The 15,130-nt window shown below is 67.9% G+C and carries 14 protein-coding genes; 6 read left to right on the plus strand and 8 right to left on the minus strand.

From position 1 onward, the window contains the following. Window positions 1–16: 16 nt before the first annotated feature. From EDD41_RS06000 to EDD41_RS06030, 7 genes are all read right to left on the minus strand, one after another. Complete coding sequence (locus tag EDD41_RS06000) at window positions 17–1,582, minus strand: FGGY-family carbohydrate kinase (protein WP_123575273.1); 1,566 nt, start codon at window positions 1,580–1,582, stop codon at window positions 17–19. A 125-nt stretch (window positions 1,583–1,707) separates the two neighbouring features. Continuing rightward, window positions 1,708–2,577: an HAD-IIA family hydrolase gene (locus EDD41_RS06005; RefSeq protein WP_094764075.1), complete on the minus strand. Its 870-nt coding sequence runs from the start codon at window positions 2,575–2,577 to the stop codon at window positions 1,708–1,710. 33 nt (window positions 2,578–2,610) lie between these two features. Continuing rightward, a complete protein-coding gene (locus tag EDD41_RS06010) occupies window positions 2,611–3,642 on the minus strand; it encodes a DUF7973 family transport facilitator (RefSeq protein WP_094764074.1) in 1,032 nt (343 codons plus the stop codon). 86 nt (window positions 3,643–3,728) lie between these two features. Next, window positions 3,729–4,223 carry a ribose-5-phosphate isomerase gene (locus EDD41_RS06015; RefSeq protein WP_123575274.1) on the minus strand — a complete coding sequence of 165 codons (495 nt, stop codon included), beginning with the start codon at window positions 4,221–4,223 and terminating at the stop codon, window positions 3,729–3,731. A gap of 131 nt (window positions 4,224–4,354) precedes the next feature. Continuing rightward, window positions 4,355–5,182 (minus strand): DeoR/GlpR family DNA-binding transcription regulator, encoded by an 828-nt coding sequence (locus tag EDD41_RS06020; protein ID WP_094764072.1) that lies wholly within the window; start codon window positions 5,180–5,182, stop codon window positions 4,355–4,357. Between the two features lie 73 nt (window positions 5,183–5,255). Continuing rightward, a complete protein-coding gene (locus EDD41_RS06025) occupies window positions 5,256–7,013 on the minus strand; it encodes an MBL fold metallo-hydrolase RNA specificity domain-containing protein (RefSeq protein WP_123575275.1) in 1,758 nt (585 codons plus the stop codon). 69 nt (window positions 7,014–7,082) lie between these two features. Next, window positions 7,083–8,429, minus strand: coding sequence for an MFS transporter (locus tag EDD41_RS06030; protein ID WP_211336595.1), 1,347 nt, complete (start codon window positions 8,427–8,429; stop codon window positions 7,083–7,085). A 74-nt stretch (window positions 8,430–8,503) separates the two neighbouring features. Here EDD41_RS06030 and EDD41_RS06035 point away from each other — a divergent pair, with 74 nt between their 5' ends. The 4 genes from EDD41_RS06035 to EDD41_RS06050 all read left to right on the plus strand — a co-directional run bounded on the left by EDD41_RS06035 (window position 8,504) and on the right by EDD41_RS06050 (window position 11,702). Next, on the plus strand, window positions 8,504–9,055 hold the full coding sequence (locus EDD41_RS06035) for a GNAT family N-acetyltransferase (RefSeq protein WP_094764070.1): 552 nt from the start codon (window positions 8,504–8,506) through the stop codon (window positions 9,053–9,055). An 11-nt stretch (window positions 9,056–9,066) separates the two neighbouring features. Then, the gene (locus tag EDD41_RS06040) at window positions 9,067–9,573 is read left to right on the plus strand and encodes a phosphoribosyltransferase (protein WP_123575276.1); all 507 of its coding nucleotides are present in this window, start codon (window positions 9,067–9,069) and stop codon (window positions 9,571–9,573) included. A 93-nt stretch (window positions 9,574–9,666) separates the two neighbouring features. Then, the gene (locus EDD41_RS06045) at window positions 9,667–11,154 is read left to right on the plus strand and encodes a purine-cytosine permease family protein (RefSeq protein WP_094764068.1); all 1,488 of its coding nucleotides are present in this window, start codon (window positions 9,667–9,669) and stop codon (window positions 11,152–11,154) included. Further along, window positions 11,151–11,702 carry a cysteine hydrolase family protein gene (locus EDD41_RS06050; protein ID WP_123575277.1) on the plus strand — a complete coding sequence of 184 codons (552 nt, stop codon included), beginning with the start codon at window positions 11,151–11,153 and terminating at the stop codon, window positions 11,700–11,702. Before EDD41_RS06045 ends, EDD41_RS06050 begins: the two co-directional genes overlap by 4 nt. A gap of 264 nt (window positions 11,703–11,966) precedes the next feature. Here the strand turns inward: EDD41_RS06050 and EDD41_RS06055 are convergent, their stop codons facing one another. Then, entirely contained in the window at window positions 11,967–12,824 is an 858-nt protein-coding gene (locus EDD41_RS06055) for an oxidoreductase (protein ID WP_123575278.1), read from the minus strand. Window positions 12,825–12,885: 61 nt separating this feature from the next. On the opposite strand from EDD41_RS06055, the gene EDD41_RS06060 reads away from it, so the two are divergent. Together EDD41_RS06060 and EDD41_RS06065 are read left to right on the plus strand one after the other, a co-directional pair. Continuing rightward, complete coding sequence (locus tag EDD41_RS06060; RefSeq protein ID WP_170165260.1) at window positions 12,886–13,950, plus strand: FUSC family protein; 1,065 nt, start codon at window positions 12,886–12,888, stop codon at window positions 13,948–13,950. Window positions 13,951–13,994: 44 nt separating this feature from the next. Then, window positions 13,995–14,909: a COX15/CtaA family protein gene (locus EDD41_RS06065; RefSeq protein WP_148060484.1), complete on the plus strand. Its 915-nt coding sequence runs from the start codon at window positions 13,995–13,997 to the stop codon at window positions 14,907–14,909. The last annotated feature ends 221 nt before the right edge of the window (window positions 14,910–15,130 follow it).

A 15,130-nucleotide genomic window follows, 5' to 3' on the forward strand; every position in this document is an offset into this window, starting at 1 on the left:
GTTGTCAGCGGGTCGTTCAGGCCTTGGCGGCTTCGTGGTCCACCAGGTCATGGGTCATGGACTGCATCTGCGGGTAGCTGTCGCAGTACTTGTCGACGTAGTACTGGTACTCCTCGTGACGGGCCTGGTCGGGCTCGATCTGGTCCAGGGTGTGCACCATGTTCTGGGCCGCGGTCTGGATGTCCGGGTACAGGTTGGCGCCGACGGCGGCCAGCATGCAGGAGCCGAGCACCACCGCGTCCCCCACCTCGGTCAGGGTGATCGGGACGCCGGTGACGTCGGAGTGCATCTGCATCCACTCGCGGCTCTTGGTGGCACCGCCGCAGGCGACGATCTCCTTCACCTCGAAGCCGGCCGCGGTCATCGCGCGCAGGTTGTGGGCGGTGCCGTAGCAGACACTTTCCTGGATGGCGTGGTACATGTGCGCCGGGGTGTGCATCAGGGACAGGCCCCAGATGATGCCGCGCGCCTTGGAATCGGTGTATGGGGTGCGGTTGCCCTGGAAGTACTCGTTGATGATCAGGCCGTCGGAGCCGATCGGGATCTCCTTCGCCTTGGCATTGAGCAGGTCATAGGCATTGAGTCCGGTGGTGTCGGCGGCCTGCACGATGTCCGGGCAGAAGCTGTCCTTGAACCACTTCAGCACGCTGCCGGTGGAGACCTGGCCGCCCTCGACGGTGTACTGGCCCTTCACGACGCCGTCGGTGTAGGCACCGAAGAAGCCCGTGCCGTGGATCTCCTTCTCGCTCTGGCCGGTGAGCACGTGGGAGGAGCCGGTGATCAGCGCCATCTTTCCGGGCTCCACCACGCCCAGGCCGATCTGTCCGGCCCACGCGTCGGCGGGGCCCTGGGCAACGGGCGTGCCCGCGCGCAGCCCCAGGAGCTGGGCGGCGACGGTGCTCAGGCCGGCGACGGGGGTGCCGAGGTCCAGGACGCGCTCGGGGATCTTGTCGAAGACGTCGCCACAGCCGACGTGCTCGTAGAAGTCCGTGGGCCACCCGCCCTTGTTGCGGTTGTAGTACATCCGCAGGGCGGCGGAGTTGATGTTGGTGGTCCACTCGCCGGTCAGTTTGAAGTTGATCCAGTCGGGCGCGTCGACCAGCTTGGTGGCCTCGTTGTAGGTCTCCGGCTCGTGCTCCTTCAGCCAGGCGGCCTTGAAGGGGTACCACTCGGCGGTGGCAGGGGCGGTGCCGGCACCGTTGTAGAGGCGCGCGACGGAGTCGCTGGTCTCGGCGCGAGCGGCCTGCTCGGTGGCCCGCACGTCCATCCACATGATGGCCGGACGCAGCTCCTCGCCCTTGTCGTTCATGGCGACGACGGTCATGGTCGTCGCGTCGTAGCTGATCCCGGCAATCTCGTGGGCCTGGATGCCGGCGCTGGCCATCGCCTTGTGGCACGAGGCCTGCAGTGCCTCCCACCAGTCCTGTGGGTTCTGCTCGGCCCAGCCCGGGCGCGGGTGGCTGGTCTTGTAGGCGGTGGCGGCGAAGGTGACTGGGCGGCCCTGCATGTCGAAGATGGCAACCCGGCAGCTCTCGGTGCCGTAGTCGATGCCCATCAGGTAGGGGCCGGTGCTGGTGCTCATGGTGCCTCCTCGACGCATCCTTGCGTCTGGTTCAGGGTGTGCTGGGATGTCCCCTCGACAGGCTCGGGGACCGGGGTTTGGTTGCTCGGGTTGCTCGGGGACCGGGTTGGCTTGCTCGGGGCTGGTCAGTGGGTGTCGGGATCGTTGTCCTCGGTCCAACCCAGCTCGTCCCAGACGAACTGCGGCAGCAGCCGGTCGATCCGATCCATCACATAGCTGGGCTGGTGGGCCTCTTCGAGAGCGCGCACATCGTCGGCCGTGGCCTCACCGGTCAGCACCAAGGCGGAGCGCATGTTGGTGTCCAGCGCCATCTGGATGTCCGTCTGGAGCCGGTCCCCCACCATCACCGAGTTCTCCACGGCGACGTCGAGACCGGCCAGGGCCTCGGTGAGCATGATCGGCGACGGCTTGCCCAGGCTGACCTGGCACTTCGTGCTGGTGCATGCCTCGATGGCGGCGGTGATGGCGGCGCAGTCCGGCTCCCCCCGTCCGCCCGGGAAGGGGCAGAAGCGGTCCGGATTGGTCTGGATCAGGAAGGCGCGCTTGTGGAACCAGATGGCGTCGAAGGCGATCTGCAGCTTGCGGTAGTCAAAGGTGCGATCGTAGGAGGCGATCACGATGTCGATCTCCTCCGGATCCTCCGTGAGGGTGAAGCCCGCGGTGCGCAGGGCATTCTTCAGCGGCTCCTCGCTGATGCAGAAGAGCTTGGCGTCAGGGTGGTGCGACTGGAGCCACCGGGTGGTCGTGACCACGGTGTTGGAGATGTCGCTGATGTCGGTGGGCACGCCGAGCTTGGCCAGCTTCTCGACGTACTGCTGGGGATCCTTGGTGGGGTTGTTGCTCAGGAAGCGCACCGGGATGTCACGACGACGCAGTTCGTGGACCATCCGGGCCGCGCCGGGCAACAGGTGGTCGCCCAGGTAGATGGTGCCGTCCATGTCGAAGACATAGGCATCGTGCAGCTCGGTCGGATTGACGATCACGTCGTGGGACATCCCGGTGCTCCTGTGGTGAGGGGTTTGGGTTGCTCAGGCGAGCAGGGCGCCGGCGCCCAGGACCAGGGTGGTCATGATCCAGATGCCGGAGGCCGGCGGATCGATGTGGGTGGTGCCGCGGTCGTACCAGACCCGGGCCCAGAACTCGACGAGCCAGGCGGACAGCACACCGACCACGCCGCAGACCAGGACGGTGAAGAAGGCGCTCATCCACTGGCCGGACTCCCAGACACCATTCCATTCGAAACCGCTGCCCGCGATGATGGGCAGGAAGGTGACGGCTGCCACGCCGGAGACCACGGTGATGTGGTGCTGCACCGGCATGTTGAAGCCCATGATCAGGAACAGGATGATGATGGCCGAGATGCCGAAGGGAAGGCTGCTGGCGAAGGCGGAACCGCCCTTGACGGCGTGGCCCACCACGATGGACAAAGCGCCGGCCGCCGCACCGAAGAAGAAGCCGAGGCTGACCAGGTAGCCCCACTTCTCCTGCCAGGGCAGCCACTGGGCGTCCTCGCGGGGAGCGATCTTGCCCATGAAGCCGGAGGCTCCCTTGTTGAACTTGTCGCTGCCGATCAGCGAACCGGAGCCCACCCCGTCCTTGCGCTTGCCGAACAGGACACGCGCCAGCAGTGCGGAGGTGACGACCGTGAAGGCGACACCGTCGGTGTGGGTGCCGAACCACGGGATGTTGTCCACGACGAAGGCCTTGAAGAGGTAGCCGAAGACACCGAAGGCCGCACCGACGTGCATCACATCGGACTTGCCCAGACCGGCCAGGGCGGAGTTGATGTCCTTGCCGGACTCCAGGTAGCCCTTGTGCCAGGCATAGGCCGCGGCCGCGGCGCCGCCCGCGAACATCACGTACGGACCGGCGAAGGGTCCGAAGGCGACGTAGTTGAAGCCCCAGTCGGTACCGGTACCGGCGTACAGACCCCAGGAGAGCAGGACGCAGAAGCCGGTGAGGACGAAGGCGAAGTTGCCGCCGATGGCGGCGCCGATGTATCCACCTGCTGCTGCGGCCAACAGGCCGAACAGGAAGATACCCAGTGAAGCAGTGAACATCATTGTTCCTTCTGGAAGTGGCCGCGGTGCGGCGGGTTTTTCTTGACCGGGGAAGGAGCTCCCGCCGGCCGGGATGAAGGTGCCGGTCAGCAGCTCGTGGGAGCGGACGGGCTGTTGTCCGAGCCGAGTCGTGACTCGTACTCGGTGATGGCAGCCACCTTGGGGGCCGAGGCGGAGGAGGCGTCGAAGGTGTAGCCGAAGAACTCCTTGACCAGGCGTCGGGCCAGGTAGGGGCCGATCACCCGGGCGCCCAGGCAGAGCGCCTGTGCGTCATTGGACAGGACGAGGCGCTCGACGCTGAAGGAGTCGTGCGCGGTGCAGGCACGGACCCCGGGAACCTTGTTGGCGCTGATCGCCATGCCCATGCCGGTCCCGCAGATCAGGACGGCCCGGTCCACGGTGCCGTCGGCCACCATCTTGGCGGCCTTGACCCCGACGTGCGGATAGTCGATGTCCTCACCGACGGCCACGCCCACGTCGATCACCTCGTCGATGCGTTCGTCAGCCTCCAGATCGGCCTTGATCAGGTCCTTGTACTCGACGCCGGCGATGTCGGCGCCAACCACAACACGAAAGCCCATGGATCCGTCCTCCCAGCAGCATTGCCTCGTGACGCCGAGGGGCGCCACCTGCGCTCGAAACTACCAGCGACGACGGGCAGAGTTAACAGAAAGCGTGTGAATTTATGTGCAATCGGTCACGGGGCCCATGGTCAGATTCCCGACACGAGCACCTGAACGCCAAGATCCTGTAGTTCTTGGCGTGATTCCTGCGGGGTCTGCGCGTCCACGACCACGACGTCGAAGTCCGCCAGCCTGGCGAAGCTGTGCAGGGCCTGCCGGCGGAACTTGGTGTGGTCCAGCATCAGGACCTTGGTGGCTGCGGCGGCGAGCATGGCCTGCTTCACGCTGACCACGTCGCCATAGGGGTGCATGCAGTTCCCGTCGACGACGCCCGAGGCACTCAGCACGCACATGTCCGCGTTCATGGAACTCAGCGTCTGGACCGTCGTCGGCCCCATCAGCGCCTGGGCCCAGGCCTGGTACTCGCCACCGGCGACGATCAGACGGAGGTCATCGCGCCGCTCCACCTCCTGGGCCACCAGCAGCGAATTGGTCACCACCGTCAGCGGGGAGACGTCCTCCAGTGCGCGCAGCAACCAGACGCCCGAGGTGGAGTCATCCAGCATCAGGGAGCTGCCCGGCTTGACCAGGGGCGCCAGCACCGCGGACATCGACGCCTTGACCTCGGCATTCTGCTCCAGCCGGAATCCGGCCGAGGCCTCCTGCAGGGAGCTGGCGACGGCCAGCACCTGTCCCCGCTGCCGCTGGACGATACCGGCCTCCTCCAGGGCGGCCACGTCACGGTAGACGGTCATCAGGCTGACGCCCGTGGCCTGGACGAGGTCCTCGACGCGCAGGGACCCGCGCTTGATGACCGCCTCCGCGATGGCCTGGTGCCGCGCGCGCTGGGCACTCTGGCTCCCGCGGCCCACATGACTGGACAGCGACGGGCTCTCGACGCGGCTCGGGTCGGTCATGGACGCATCATTGCACCCACACCTCGCTCTGGCGACCCGGCGGTCCACACTTTGGTCTGACCACCAGCGGAGCTCAGCCTCCCACCTCCTCGACGGCAGACAGCGTCTCCCCCGCCGTGGTGAGGAAGAGGACCACGTCGCGCCCCTGCACGGTGCCTCGAGCCACTGCCCGCGGTCCGGCATCCACCAGGTCCACCAGCTCGAAACCATGGGCCCGGGCCATCCACTCGGCCGGGTCCTGGACCTGCCCACCGCGGGTGATGGGGCCACTGACCACTTGGGCCAGCTGCTCTGCATCTCCCGCATCCAGGGCACGTGCCAGACGATTGGCGAGCTGCAGCATGGTCAGGCCCCGGGTGGGCGGCATCGGCAGCGGCGACGGCCTGCTGGGCAACTGGACGGGGCTTCCCACCTGCTCCGGCGCGCTGGGCCGTGGCTCGTCGGCACCCTCGGTGGCCTCGATGCTGACCACCTCGCCGAAGCGGGGCACGACGCACGTGATGCCGAACTCGGTGATGATCTTCTCCCGCAGCGCCTCGGCGGAGTCCTGCTCTCCATGCACCAGGAAGACGGTGCGCGGCTTTCGTGGCAGGTCACGCAGCCAGTCCAGCAGGTCCGAGCAGTCGGCGTGCACGCTGAACTCGCTGTCCTGCACGATCGTCGCCCGCACCGGGACGTAGCGGCCGTGCATCTTGAGCTGCTTGGCGCCCTCCAGCAGCGAGCGTCCGCGGGTCCCGACGCCCTGGTAGCCGGTCAGCACCACCGAGTGCTTGGGATCGGGCAGCATCTTCTCCAGGTGGTGCACCACGCGTCCACCGGTGGCCATCCCCGACGAGCTGATGATGATGCAGGGAAACTTCGGGTTGTTCAGCGCCTTGGACTCCTCGACGCTGGTCACCTCGCGCAGGTTGGGCAGGTCCGCGAAGTCCTCGGGCCGCATGTCGTCGCGCAATTCCTCCGAGCCCTGGTAGACCTTGAGCGCGGCCAGGGCCATCGGGGAGTTCACGAAGACGGGTACCTCCGGGATCCGGCCCGCCTTGCGCATCTGTGTGATCTCCTTCAGCACGGCCTCGGTGCGGTCGACGGCGAAGGCCGGCACCAGCACCGAGCCACCCCTGCCGACCGTCTTGCGGATGGTCTCGGCGAAGAGCTCGTGCGGCAGGCCGTCCGGCTCCGGGTGCTCCCGGTCTCCGTAGGTGGATTCCATCAGCACGTGGTCGGCCCCCTGGGGGATCCCCCGCGGCTTGAGCACCGGGTGGTCTTGACGCCCCAGGTCCCCGCTGAACAGGACGGTGCGGCCCTCATGGGTCAGGTTGGCGCAGGCGGAACCCAGGATGTGCCCGGCACGGGTGAAGCGGAGCACCAGGCCGTCACGCAGGTCCGTGTCCACGTCGAAGCCGACGGGCCGGAACAGGCGCATGGTCTGCTGCACGTCCTCCTGGGTGTACAGCGCCAATGGTGGGTTGTGCTTGGACCAGCCACCCGCGGCCGCGTCCTTGGCGTCCTGTTCCTGCAGGTGGGCAGAGTCCATCATCACGATCTCGGCCAGCTCGATGGTGTCGGGTGTGCACCAGATGGTTCCGGTGAAGCCGTGCTTGACCAGTGCGGGAATGTAGCCGCAGTGGTCGAGGTGGGCATGGGTGAGCACCAGGTCACTGATGCTGCCGGGCTCCACGGGGAACTTGGCCCAGTTCTGCTCGCGCCACTTCTTCTCCCCCTGGAAGAGGCCCGCATCGACCAGGACGCGTCGCTCCCCGATGGTCAGGAGGTGCTTGGATCCGGTGACGGTGCCCGCAGCACCGAGGAAGGTGACTGTCATCTGCTGTCCCATGACCCCACTCTGCCCCTCTTGCGTGGTCTTGGGGCGGGTTGTGACCCACTCGTCAGCCAGCGTTCACCCTCAGACCCGGCCCAGGCTGCGGTTGCGGGCCTCGGGCAGGCCGAAGCAGGCGACGGCGGCCAGGGCGAAGGCGATGCTGAAGACCGTGAAGGCCAACCCATTGCCTCCGCGGGCGATCAGCACCGGCACCAGCAGCGGCGCGACGATGGAGGCGATCCGCCCGAAGGCGGCGGCCGCCCCGGTGCCCGTCCCGCGGATCGACGTCGGATAGATCTCCGGACCGATCGCGTACAGGGCACCCCAGGCACCCAGGTTGGCGAAGCTCAGCGCGCAGCCCGCCGTCAGGATCTCGGACGTGCTGCTGGCGTGCCCATAGGCCAGCGCCGCCAGCGCCGATCCGGCCAGGAAGCTGGCCAGCGTCGCCCGACGGCCCCAGACCTCGATCAGCCATCCGGCCAGGGCATAGCCGGGGAGCTGGGCCAGGGTCATGATCAGGGTGAACTCGAAGGACTTCACGATGCTGAAACCCTGCTTGACCAGCAGCGACGGGATCCAGATGAAGGCGCCGTAGTAGCTCAGGTTGATGCAGAACCAGACCGCCCACAAGGCCGCCGTGCGCACCCGGAGCCGGGCCGACCAGATGTGCTGGTGGCCGCTCGGCTCCAGGTCCTCCACTGGGGCCTCGACAGGCTCGCCCGCCGCCTTCGCCGTTCCCCGAGCCTGTCGAGGGGCCTCCGCCTCGAAACTGCGCACGGCCGCCTCGGCCTCCTCCTCGCGCCCCTTGGACTCGAGGAAGCGCACGCTCTCCGGCAGCCTCGCGCGGATCACCGCCGCGTACAGCGTGGGGACGATGCCGACGGCCAGGGCCCAGCGCCACCCGTCGTGGCTCTGCGGGATCACGAGGTAGCCGAGCAGGGCGGCCATCATCCAACCCACCGCCCAGAAGGCCTCCAGGGCCACCACCATCCGCCCGCGGATCTTCGCAGGCGCGAACTCGCTCACCAGGGTGGAGGCGACGGGCAGTTCCGCCCCCAGGCCAAGCCCGACGATGAAGCGCAGCACCATCAGAGCCGCCAGCGAGGTGACCAGCGCGGAGGCGGCCGTTGCCAGGCCATAGACCAGCAGCGTGGCGGCGAAGACCTGGCGTCGGCCGATCCGGTCCGCCAGCAGCCCGCCCAGCGAGGCACCCAGGGCCATCCCGACGAAGCCGATCGAACCCAGCCAGCTGGTCTGGTGCAGCGAGAGCTTCCACTGGACGGTGAGGGCCGCCATCACGAAGCTGATCAGGCCGACGTCCATCGCGTCCAGCGCCCAGCCCACGCCGGAGCCCAGCAGCAGACGGCGATGTGCCGGGTTGAAGTCCAGCCGTTCGAGGCGCTGCGAGCGAGTCAACGGGGGCTGTGACACGGGGGGCTCCGTCCTTTGTTCCGGCCATCGGTTGGCCTGCCGGAACGCTATCGCGCGGCACTAGGGTGGGCCACATGTCAGCCCACGGCGTCCCGCCCAGTGCAACCGTCACCATCCGCCCGGCCACCGAGGCGGACCTAGAGGCAATCACCCGGATCTACAACGACGCGGGAGTCGGCACCACGGCAAGCTATGACCTGGAGCCGGTCAGCGTCGACGAGCGTCGCGAGTGGCTGGAGCGGCACACGTCCAGCAACCACCCGGTACTGGTGGCCGTGGCCGACGGTGAGGTGCTGGGTTTCGCGGGCTACGGGAGCTTCCGCGACAAGGCGGGATATGGCCAGACGGTGGAGCACTCGGTCTACGTCGCCGACGGGGCCCGGGCGCTGGGTGTGGGCCGGATGCTGATGCTGGCCCTGATCGACCGGGCGCGCGGTGACGGCATCCACGTGATGGTGGGGGTCCTGGATGCCGACAACGACGCCTCCGTCGCCTTCCACCGCAAGCTCGGATTCGTCGAGGTGGGGCGGATGCCGCAGGTGGGGCGCAAGTTCGACCGCTGGCTGGATGCCCTGCTGATGCAGCTCACCTTCCCCGCCGACGGCAACGAGCTGCGGACTCAGTAGGCTGTGGAACCATGACTGCCTATCACGCCGACTCCAGTGACCTCGTCGAGAAGGAGGTCCTCACCTGGCAGGGCTTCGGAGACGCCATGCGCGAGCTCGCCCAGACCATCGCGGACTCGGGCTTCGCGCCCGACATCGTCATCGCGGTGGCACGCGGCGGCATGCTGCCGGGCGGCGCCCTCACCTATGCGCTGGGCACCAAGCTGACCGATGCCATCAACGTCGAGTTCTACACCGACGTGCACGAGACCCTGCCGGACCCGGTGTTGCTGGCCCCGCTGCTGGACACCGAATCCATCAAGGGCAAGAAGCTGCTGGTGGTGGACGATGTCGTGGACTCGGGCCGCACCCTAGAGCTGGTGGTCAAGTTGCTGCAGGAGTACGACGCCGACGTGCGCAGCGCGGTCATCTACGAGAAGCCCACCACCGTGATCCACCCCGAGTACGTGTGGGCGAGGACCGACCAGTGGATCGTCTTCCCCTGGTCCGCCGAGCCGCCGGTGACCCGCAGCAACTGAGCCCCTCAAGGACTGGGGCCCGGCGAGTCCCCCTACAACACTCGCCCCACAGGCCTCCACGGATCTGTCGGCGGTAGGTGCCATGATGCTGCCATGTCATCCACACCGCCGGTTGCCGAGCAGGCGACGACCCCGCGCCGTCTCATCGAGATGCAGGGCATCGACGTCGTGCCCGATTCGCAGCGCACCGCCAGGCCCAGTGACCTGTTCTGGCCGTGGTTCGCGGCCAATGTCAGCGTCTTCGGCCTGACCTACGGTTCCTACCTGTTCGGCTTCGGTATCTCCTTCTGGCAGGCGAGCGTCGTCGCGGTGCTGGGCATCGTGCTCAGCTTTGCCTTGTGCGGCGTCATTGCCATCAGTGGCAAGCGCGGTTCAGTGCCCACCATGGTGCTCTCCCGGGCTGCCTTCGGCGTCGACGGGCAGAAGGTGCCCGGCCTGATCAGCTGGCTGACCTCCATCGGCTGGGAGACCTCGCTGACAATCACGGCGACGCTGGCCACCGCCACCATCTTCGACCGGCTGGGCTGGAGCTCCGGCACTGCCACCAAGATCATCGCCTGCGTCGTGATCGCGGCGATCATCGTGGTCTGCTCGGTGCTGGGCTACCACACCATCATGAAGGTGCAGTCCATCCTGACCTGGGTGACCGGCGCCTTCACCCTGGTCTTCATGGCCATGACCATCAGCCACATCCACTGGGCCGCCGTCAGCGCCATGCCGTCCGGATCCATCGCGGCCTGCATCGGCGCCCTGGTGATGGTGATGACGGGCTTCGGACTGGGCTGGATCAACATCGCCGCCGACTGGTCGCGCTACCAGCGCCGCGACGCCAGCAATGGCGCCATCGTCTTCTGGAACACCTTCGGTGGTTCGGTGGCCCCGCTGCTGCTGGTGGTCTTCGGTCTGTTGCTGGCCGGCTCCGACGAGAAGCTGGCGGCCGCCATCCCGGTGGACCCGATCGGTGCCCTGGCCGGCATCCTGCCCACCTGGATCCTGCTGCCCTTCCTGGTGGTGGCGGTGCTCACCCTGATCTCCGGAGCGGTACTGGGCATCTATTCCTCCGGGTTGACGCTGCTGAGCCTGGGCATCAACATCCCGCGGCCAGCCGCCGCCGCCATCGACGGCATCATCCTGACGCTGGGCACCATCTACGTCGTCTTCTTCGCCAAGAGCTTCCTGGCGCCCTTCCAGTCCTTCCTGGTCACCCTGGGCGTGCCGCTGGCCGCCTGGGCCGGGGTCATGTGCGCGGACATCGTCGCCCGCAAGGGCCCCTACGACGAGGAGGGCCTGTTCGACCGCAACGGCCGTTACGGCGCGGTCAACTGGGCCTCCATCGGCGTCATGGTGGTCTGCTCGGTGATCGGCTGGGGCCTGGTGATCAACCAGTTCAGCGATGCCACCTACAACAACTGGCAGGGCTACCTGCTGGAGCCGCTGAAGCTCGGCCACCATGGCCCCGACGGCTGGGAGGGCACCTGGCCCTGGGCCAATCTGGGCGTCATCGTGAGCCTGCTGCTCGGTTTCGTGGGTCACCTGGTGCTGAACGGCGGCACCATCAAGCGGCAGGAGGACCGGGCATGAGCATTGCCTCGGACGCCTGGCTGGTGGTGATCGACCACCAGCGGATCTTCGCGGACCCCGCCAGCAACTGGTGCGCACCCCGCTTCGCGGAGACCGCCCCGGTGGTGGCGCGGTTGGCCGCCCATTTCGACGACCGTGTGGTGCTCACCCGCTGGCTCCCGGGCACCGACCGTCACGGCTCCTGGCGCGCCTACTTCGACAAGTGGACCTTCGCCGACCGGCCCGACAGCGCCGAGGTCTTCTCGCTGGTGCCGACTGCCACCGACCTGACCGAGCGTGCCACGGTGGATGTGAGCACCTTCGGCAAGTGGGGCCCGCAGCTGGCCACCGTCACCGGTGAGCACGCCCACCTGGTACTGGTGGGGGTCGCGACCGACTGCTGCGTCATCTCCACGGCCCTGGCCGCCGCCGACGCGGGCTGCACCGTGACCGTGGTCAGTGATGGCTGCGCCGGCTCCTCCGACGAGAACCAGGCCGCCGCGCTGCAGGTGATGGGGCTCTACGCGCCACAGATCACCGTCGTCGACTCCGCGGAACTGCTGGGCTGAACCCGCTCGGTCCCGGCCCGAGACCCGGACATGCTTCAGGCCCGCCGGCTGAATGGCGGGCCTGAAGTCAGTTCAGCCGGGCTCCCCCGAGTCCAGCTGTACACATCGCCCGAGATCTTCTGGTGAAGGTTTCGGTGGGCCTCGATCCCCCGATGCGGGCGGCCTGCGATGGGCTCCACATTCCTGTGAACTGCCTTTGAAGACAAGTTAAGTTGTCTGAGGACAGGGCGCCCTTCAGGTGACATTCAGGAATGGGCTCCTTGCCTATCGAAGTCCACCCAGCAGACCGTCCATCGCCCGGTCCGGGAGCACGCGTCGCGCGGTGACGGCGGCGCGGGCCCCAGCTCCCACGACATAGCGGGTGCGCGGCTTGCCGGCCAGCGCCGCCGCCACGATGGTGTGGGCCACCAGGGTGGACTCCGAACCCAGCGAACGACGGTCGGCCAGCGCCAGCACGCGCGCCATCCGGCGGGCTGCCTTCTCATAGGCGCCACCCTTGCTGACCTCCACCAGGTTCTTGCGCGCCACCTGGTTACACTCGCTGACGATCACACCCGGTTCCACCAGGCAGACGTCGATCCCGAAGGGCCTGACCTCTAGGCGCAGGCTGTCGCTGAAACCCTCGACGGCATGCTTCGACGCGTGGTACCAGGCAGCGAAGGGCTGGTAGATCTTGGCGCCGATCGAGGAGATGTTGATGATGCGCCCGTCGCCGCGCTCCCGCATTCCCGGCAGGACCAGCTGGATCATCCGAGCCATGCCGAAGACATTGACCTCGAACTGGGCGCGCCCCTCGGCCAGTGGAAGGTCCTCCACCGCGCCATAACCGCAGATGCCGGCATTGTTGACCAGCACGTCCACCCTCCCGGCGCCGGCCAGGACAGCATCGACGAAGTGCACCATCGAGGCCTCGTCGGTGACGTCGAGGGGCAGGACCTTGATGCCGTACTGCCCCAGATCGGCCATCCGGCCGGTCCGTCGTGCACCGGCCCACACGTCGAAACCGGCCTCGGCCAGTTCGATGGCGGCTGCACGGCCGATGCCGGAGGAGGCGCCGGTGACGATGGCGACCCGCCCCTGGCCGGACAAAGACGGGGTGGCATGACTGGCGATCTGTGACATGGCGCCCAGCCTAGTGAGTGGGACAATGGTGTCATCCCCGATGAATCCCCTGAGGAGAACTGTGCCCGTAGCCCCCTTGCCCCGCCGTGACGACGTGCTGCTGGTCAACCCCGTGGAGGGGGCGCACCGCGTCGGCCTGCGGGCAGGGATCAGCGTCCTGGTGCCCCTGCTGCTGCTCGTCGCCACCGGTCACGCAGCCTGGGTTCCCTACGCCAGCTTCGGGGCCTTCACCTCCCTGTACGGACGCAACCAGCCACACCTGGTGCGGCTGCAGATGCAGGCCTCCATCGCCCTCTGTCTGACGGCAGCCGTAGTCACCGGCGTCGTGGTGGGACTGGTCCCCGGTGCCCTGTGGCTGCAGGTGCTGACCGCCCCGGTGATCGCCGCGACGGGCCAGGTGGTTGCCAAGGCCCACTCCTACCATCCACCGGGCCCGCTCTTCCTGATCTTCGCCTTCGGCGCCATTTCGTCGATGCCGCACACCGTGGCCGACCTCGCCCCCGCCGTCCTGGTGACCTCGGCCACCGCCCTGTTCTGCCTGGCCGTCGGCATCGCGGGCGGCCTGCGCCACCCGCGCGCCGCCCTGGCCGGGGCACACTGGCTCCCCCTGCACTTCCAGGCCAACTGGCAGCCGCTGTGGATGGCGCTGGCCGTCTTGATCTCCGGCGCCCTGGCCGTCCTGCTCGGGATCGGACACCCCTACTGGGCCATGGTCTCCGCCATCGCGCCGCTGTCCGCGCCAGATGTCACCCAGCAGATCACCCGCGGCATCCACCGCACGATCGGCACGACGGGCGGCATCGTCACCTCATGGATGCTGCTGGCCCTGCACCTGGAACGAGCGGCGGCCGTCCTGGTGGTGGCGGCCCTCCAGTTCGGAGCCGAGATGCTGGTGGGCCGCAACTACGCCCTGGCGCTGCTGTGCATCACGCCCCTGGCCTTGATGATGGGCCAGCTGGTGCATCCCCAACCCATCGCACCCCTGCTGGTGGACCGGCTGATCGAGACCGTCATCGGTTCCACGGTGGGGATGGGTCTGGTCCTCCTGGGTCACCACCTGCGCGAGCGTCGCAATGACGAGGTCGCGGAGCGGCTGGAGGAGCTGCGCGCCAGCCGGGAGGGCTGACCCCGGCGTCGGATCCCGGCAGGGCGCTGCATATGGTGATGGCCATGTCCACAGCCACCCCCACCATCGGTCTCGACGAACGCTCCGCCGCGGGCGCGCGGGACTTCCCCGCCGTGCGGCTGCTGCTGAAGCTCGCAGCCGTCTTCGGCGTGCTCACCGTCGTGACCGGCAGCGTGAACTCCGCCACCGGCTCCGGCTTTGCCTGCCCCACCTGGCCCGGCTGCTATCCCGGCCACTTCGGCCCCGAGGCCGAGGTGCACGACATCATCGAGTTCGGGCACCGGCTGATCGCTGCCAGCACCGGCTTCATCCTGTTGGGTGCCGCCATCGCCGCCTTCCGGCTGCCCCGACGCTTCACCATGGCCCGTGTGTTGCCCTGGTTCAGCGTCGTCGGCGCCATCCTGTCCGCCGTGCTGGGCCGGATGGTGGTGCTCAATGGAGGCATCCCGATGCCGCTGGCCATGATCGACCTACTGGGTGCCCTCACGGTCCTGATGGCTGCGACGTTGGCCTACATGTCCATGCACCGGGGCGCCCCGCGTTGGCAGTGGACGCCGCTGTCCCGGCTGGCCGCCGGCATCATGGCCTCCATCGTCGTGCTCCACCTGCTGGGGATCGTGGTCTCCGGCAAGGGCTCCTTCACCGCCGTCGTCGGCTGGCCGATGTGGCGTCTGGTCAGCCAGGACGGGGCCATCTGGCTGCAGGTGCTGCGCATGGCGCTGGCCGCCGGCATCGTCGTCTCCATGGCGCTGCTGACCCGCCGCAGCTGGCACCTTCCCACCGTTCGCCCCGTGATGATCACCATGCTGGCGCTGTGCGCCGTCGAGTTCGTGCTCGGCCAGGTGCTGGCCGTCGAGGGCGTCGACATGTGGTGGGCGGCCGGGCACTGCGCCGCCGCCTGCCTGATGCTGCTGTGCATCTCCGTCGTGAGCGGCCGCACCGCCCTCGACGGCCTCTGAGCCGCGCAGTCCTTCCACAAGGTTTTCCACAGGCTCCTGTGGACGGTGGGGGCTCGCCTGTGGGAAACGCCGACCAGCTTGTGGAGTGACCGGTGGACGCAGAAATTGGAATGGATCCAAGGCCCGCTCAGCTTGCGTGGCGCAGGGCCGCACCCCCCACAATGGAGGTGCAGCCCCCAGGGGAGAGGTTGTGATGGTTCGACTGCGACGATCCACCTGTA

This window comes from Luteococcus japonicus, assembly GCF_003752415.1.
GTDB classification, from domain to species: Bacteria; Actinomycetota; Actinomycetes; order Propionibacteriales; family Propionibacteriaceae; genus Luteococcus; species Luteococcus japonicus.

Excerpts from the sequence above, each read along its gene's own strand:
- EDD41_RS06000 (WP_123575273.1), bottom strand. The coding sequence starts at position 1,582 with ATGAGCACCAGCACCGGCCCCTACCTGATGGGCATCGACTACGGCACC.
- EDD41_RS06005 (WP_094764075.1), bottom strand. The coding sequence starts at position 2,577 with ATGTCCCACGACGTGATCGTCAATCCGACCGAGCTGCACGATGCCTAT.
- EDD41_RS06010 (WP_094764074.1), bottom strand. The coding sequence starts at position 3,642 with ATGTTCACTGCTTCACTGGGTATCTTCCTGTTCGGCCTGTTGGCCGCA.
- EDD41_RS06015 (WP_123575274.1), bottom strand. The coding sequence starts at position 4,223 with ATGGGCTTTCGTGTTGTGGTTGGCGCCGACATCGCCGGCGTCGAGTAC.
- EDD41_RS06020 (WP_094764072.1), bottom strand. The coding sequence starts at position 5,182 with ATGACCGACCCGAGCCGCGTCGAGAGCCCGTCGCTGTCCAGTCATGTG.
- EDD41_RS06025 (WP_123575275.1), bottom strand. The coding sequence starts at position 7,013 with ATGGGACAGCAGATGACAGTCACCTTCCTCGGTGCTGCGGGCACCGTC.
- EDD41_RS06035 (WP_094764070.1), top strand. The coding sequence starts at position 8,504 with ATGTCAGCCCACGGCGTCCCGCCCAGTGCAACCGTCACCATCCGCCCG.
- EDD41_RS06040 (WP_123575276.1), top strand. The coding sequence starts at position 9,067 with ATGACTGCCTATCACGCCGACTCCAGTGACCTCGTCGAGAAGGAGGTC.
- EDD41_RS06045 (WP_094764068.1), top strand. The coding sequence starts at position 9,667 with ATGTCATCCACACCGCCGGTTGCCGAGCAGGCGACGACCCCGCGCCGT.
- EDD41_RS06050 (WP_123575277.1), top strand. The coding sequence starts at position 11,151 with ATGAGCATTGCCTCGGACGCCTGGCTGGTGGTGATCGACCACCAGCGG.
- EDD41_RS06055 (WP_123575278.1), bottom strand. The coding sequence starts at position 12,824 with ATGTCACAGATCGCCAGTCATGCCACCCCGTCTTTGTCCGGCCAGGGG.
- EDD41_RS06065 (WP_148060484.1), top strand. The coding sequence starts at position 13,995 with ATGTCCACAGCCACCCCCACCATCGGTCTCGACGAACGCTCCGCCGCG.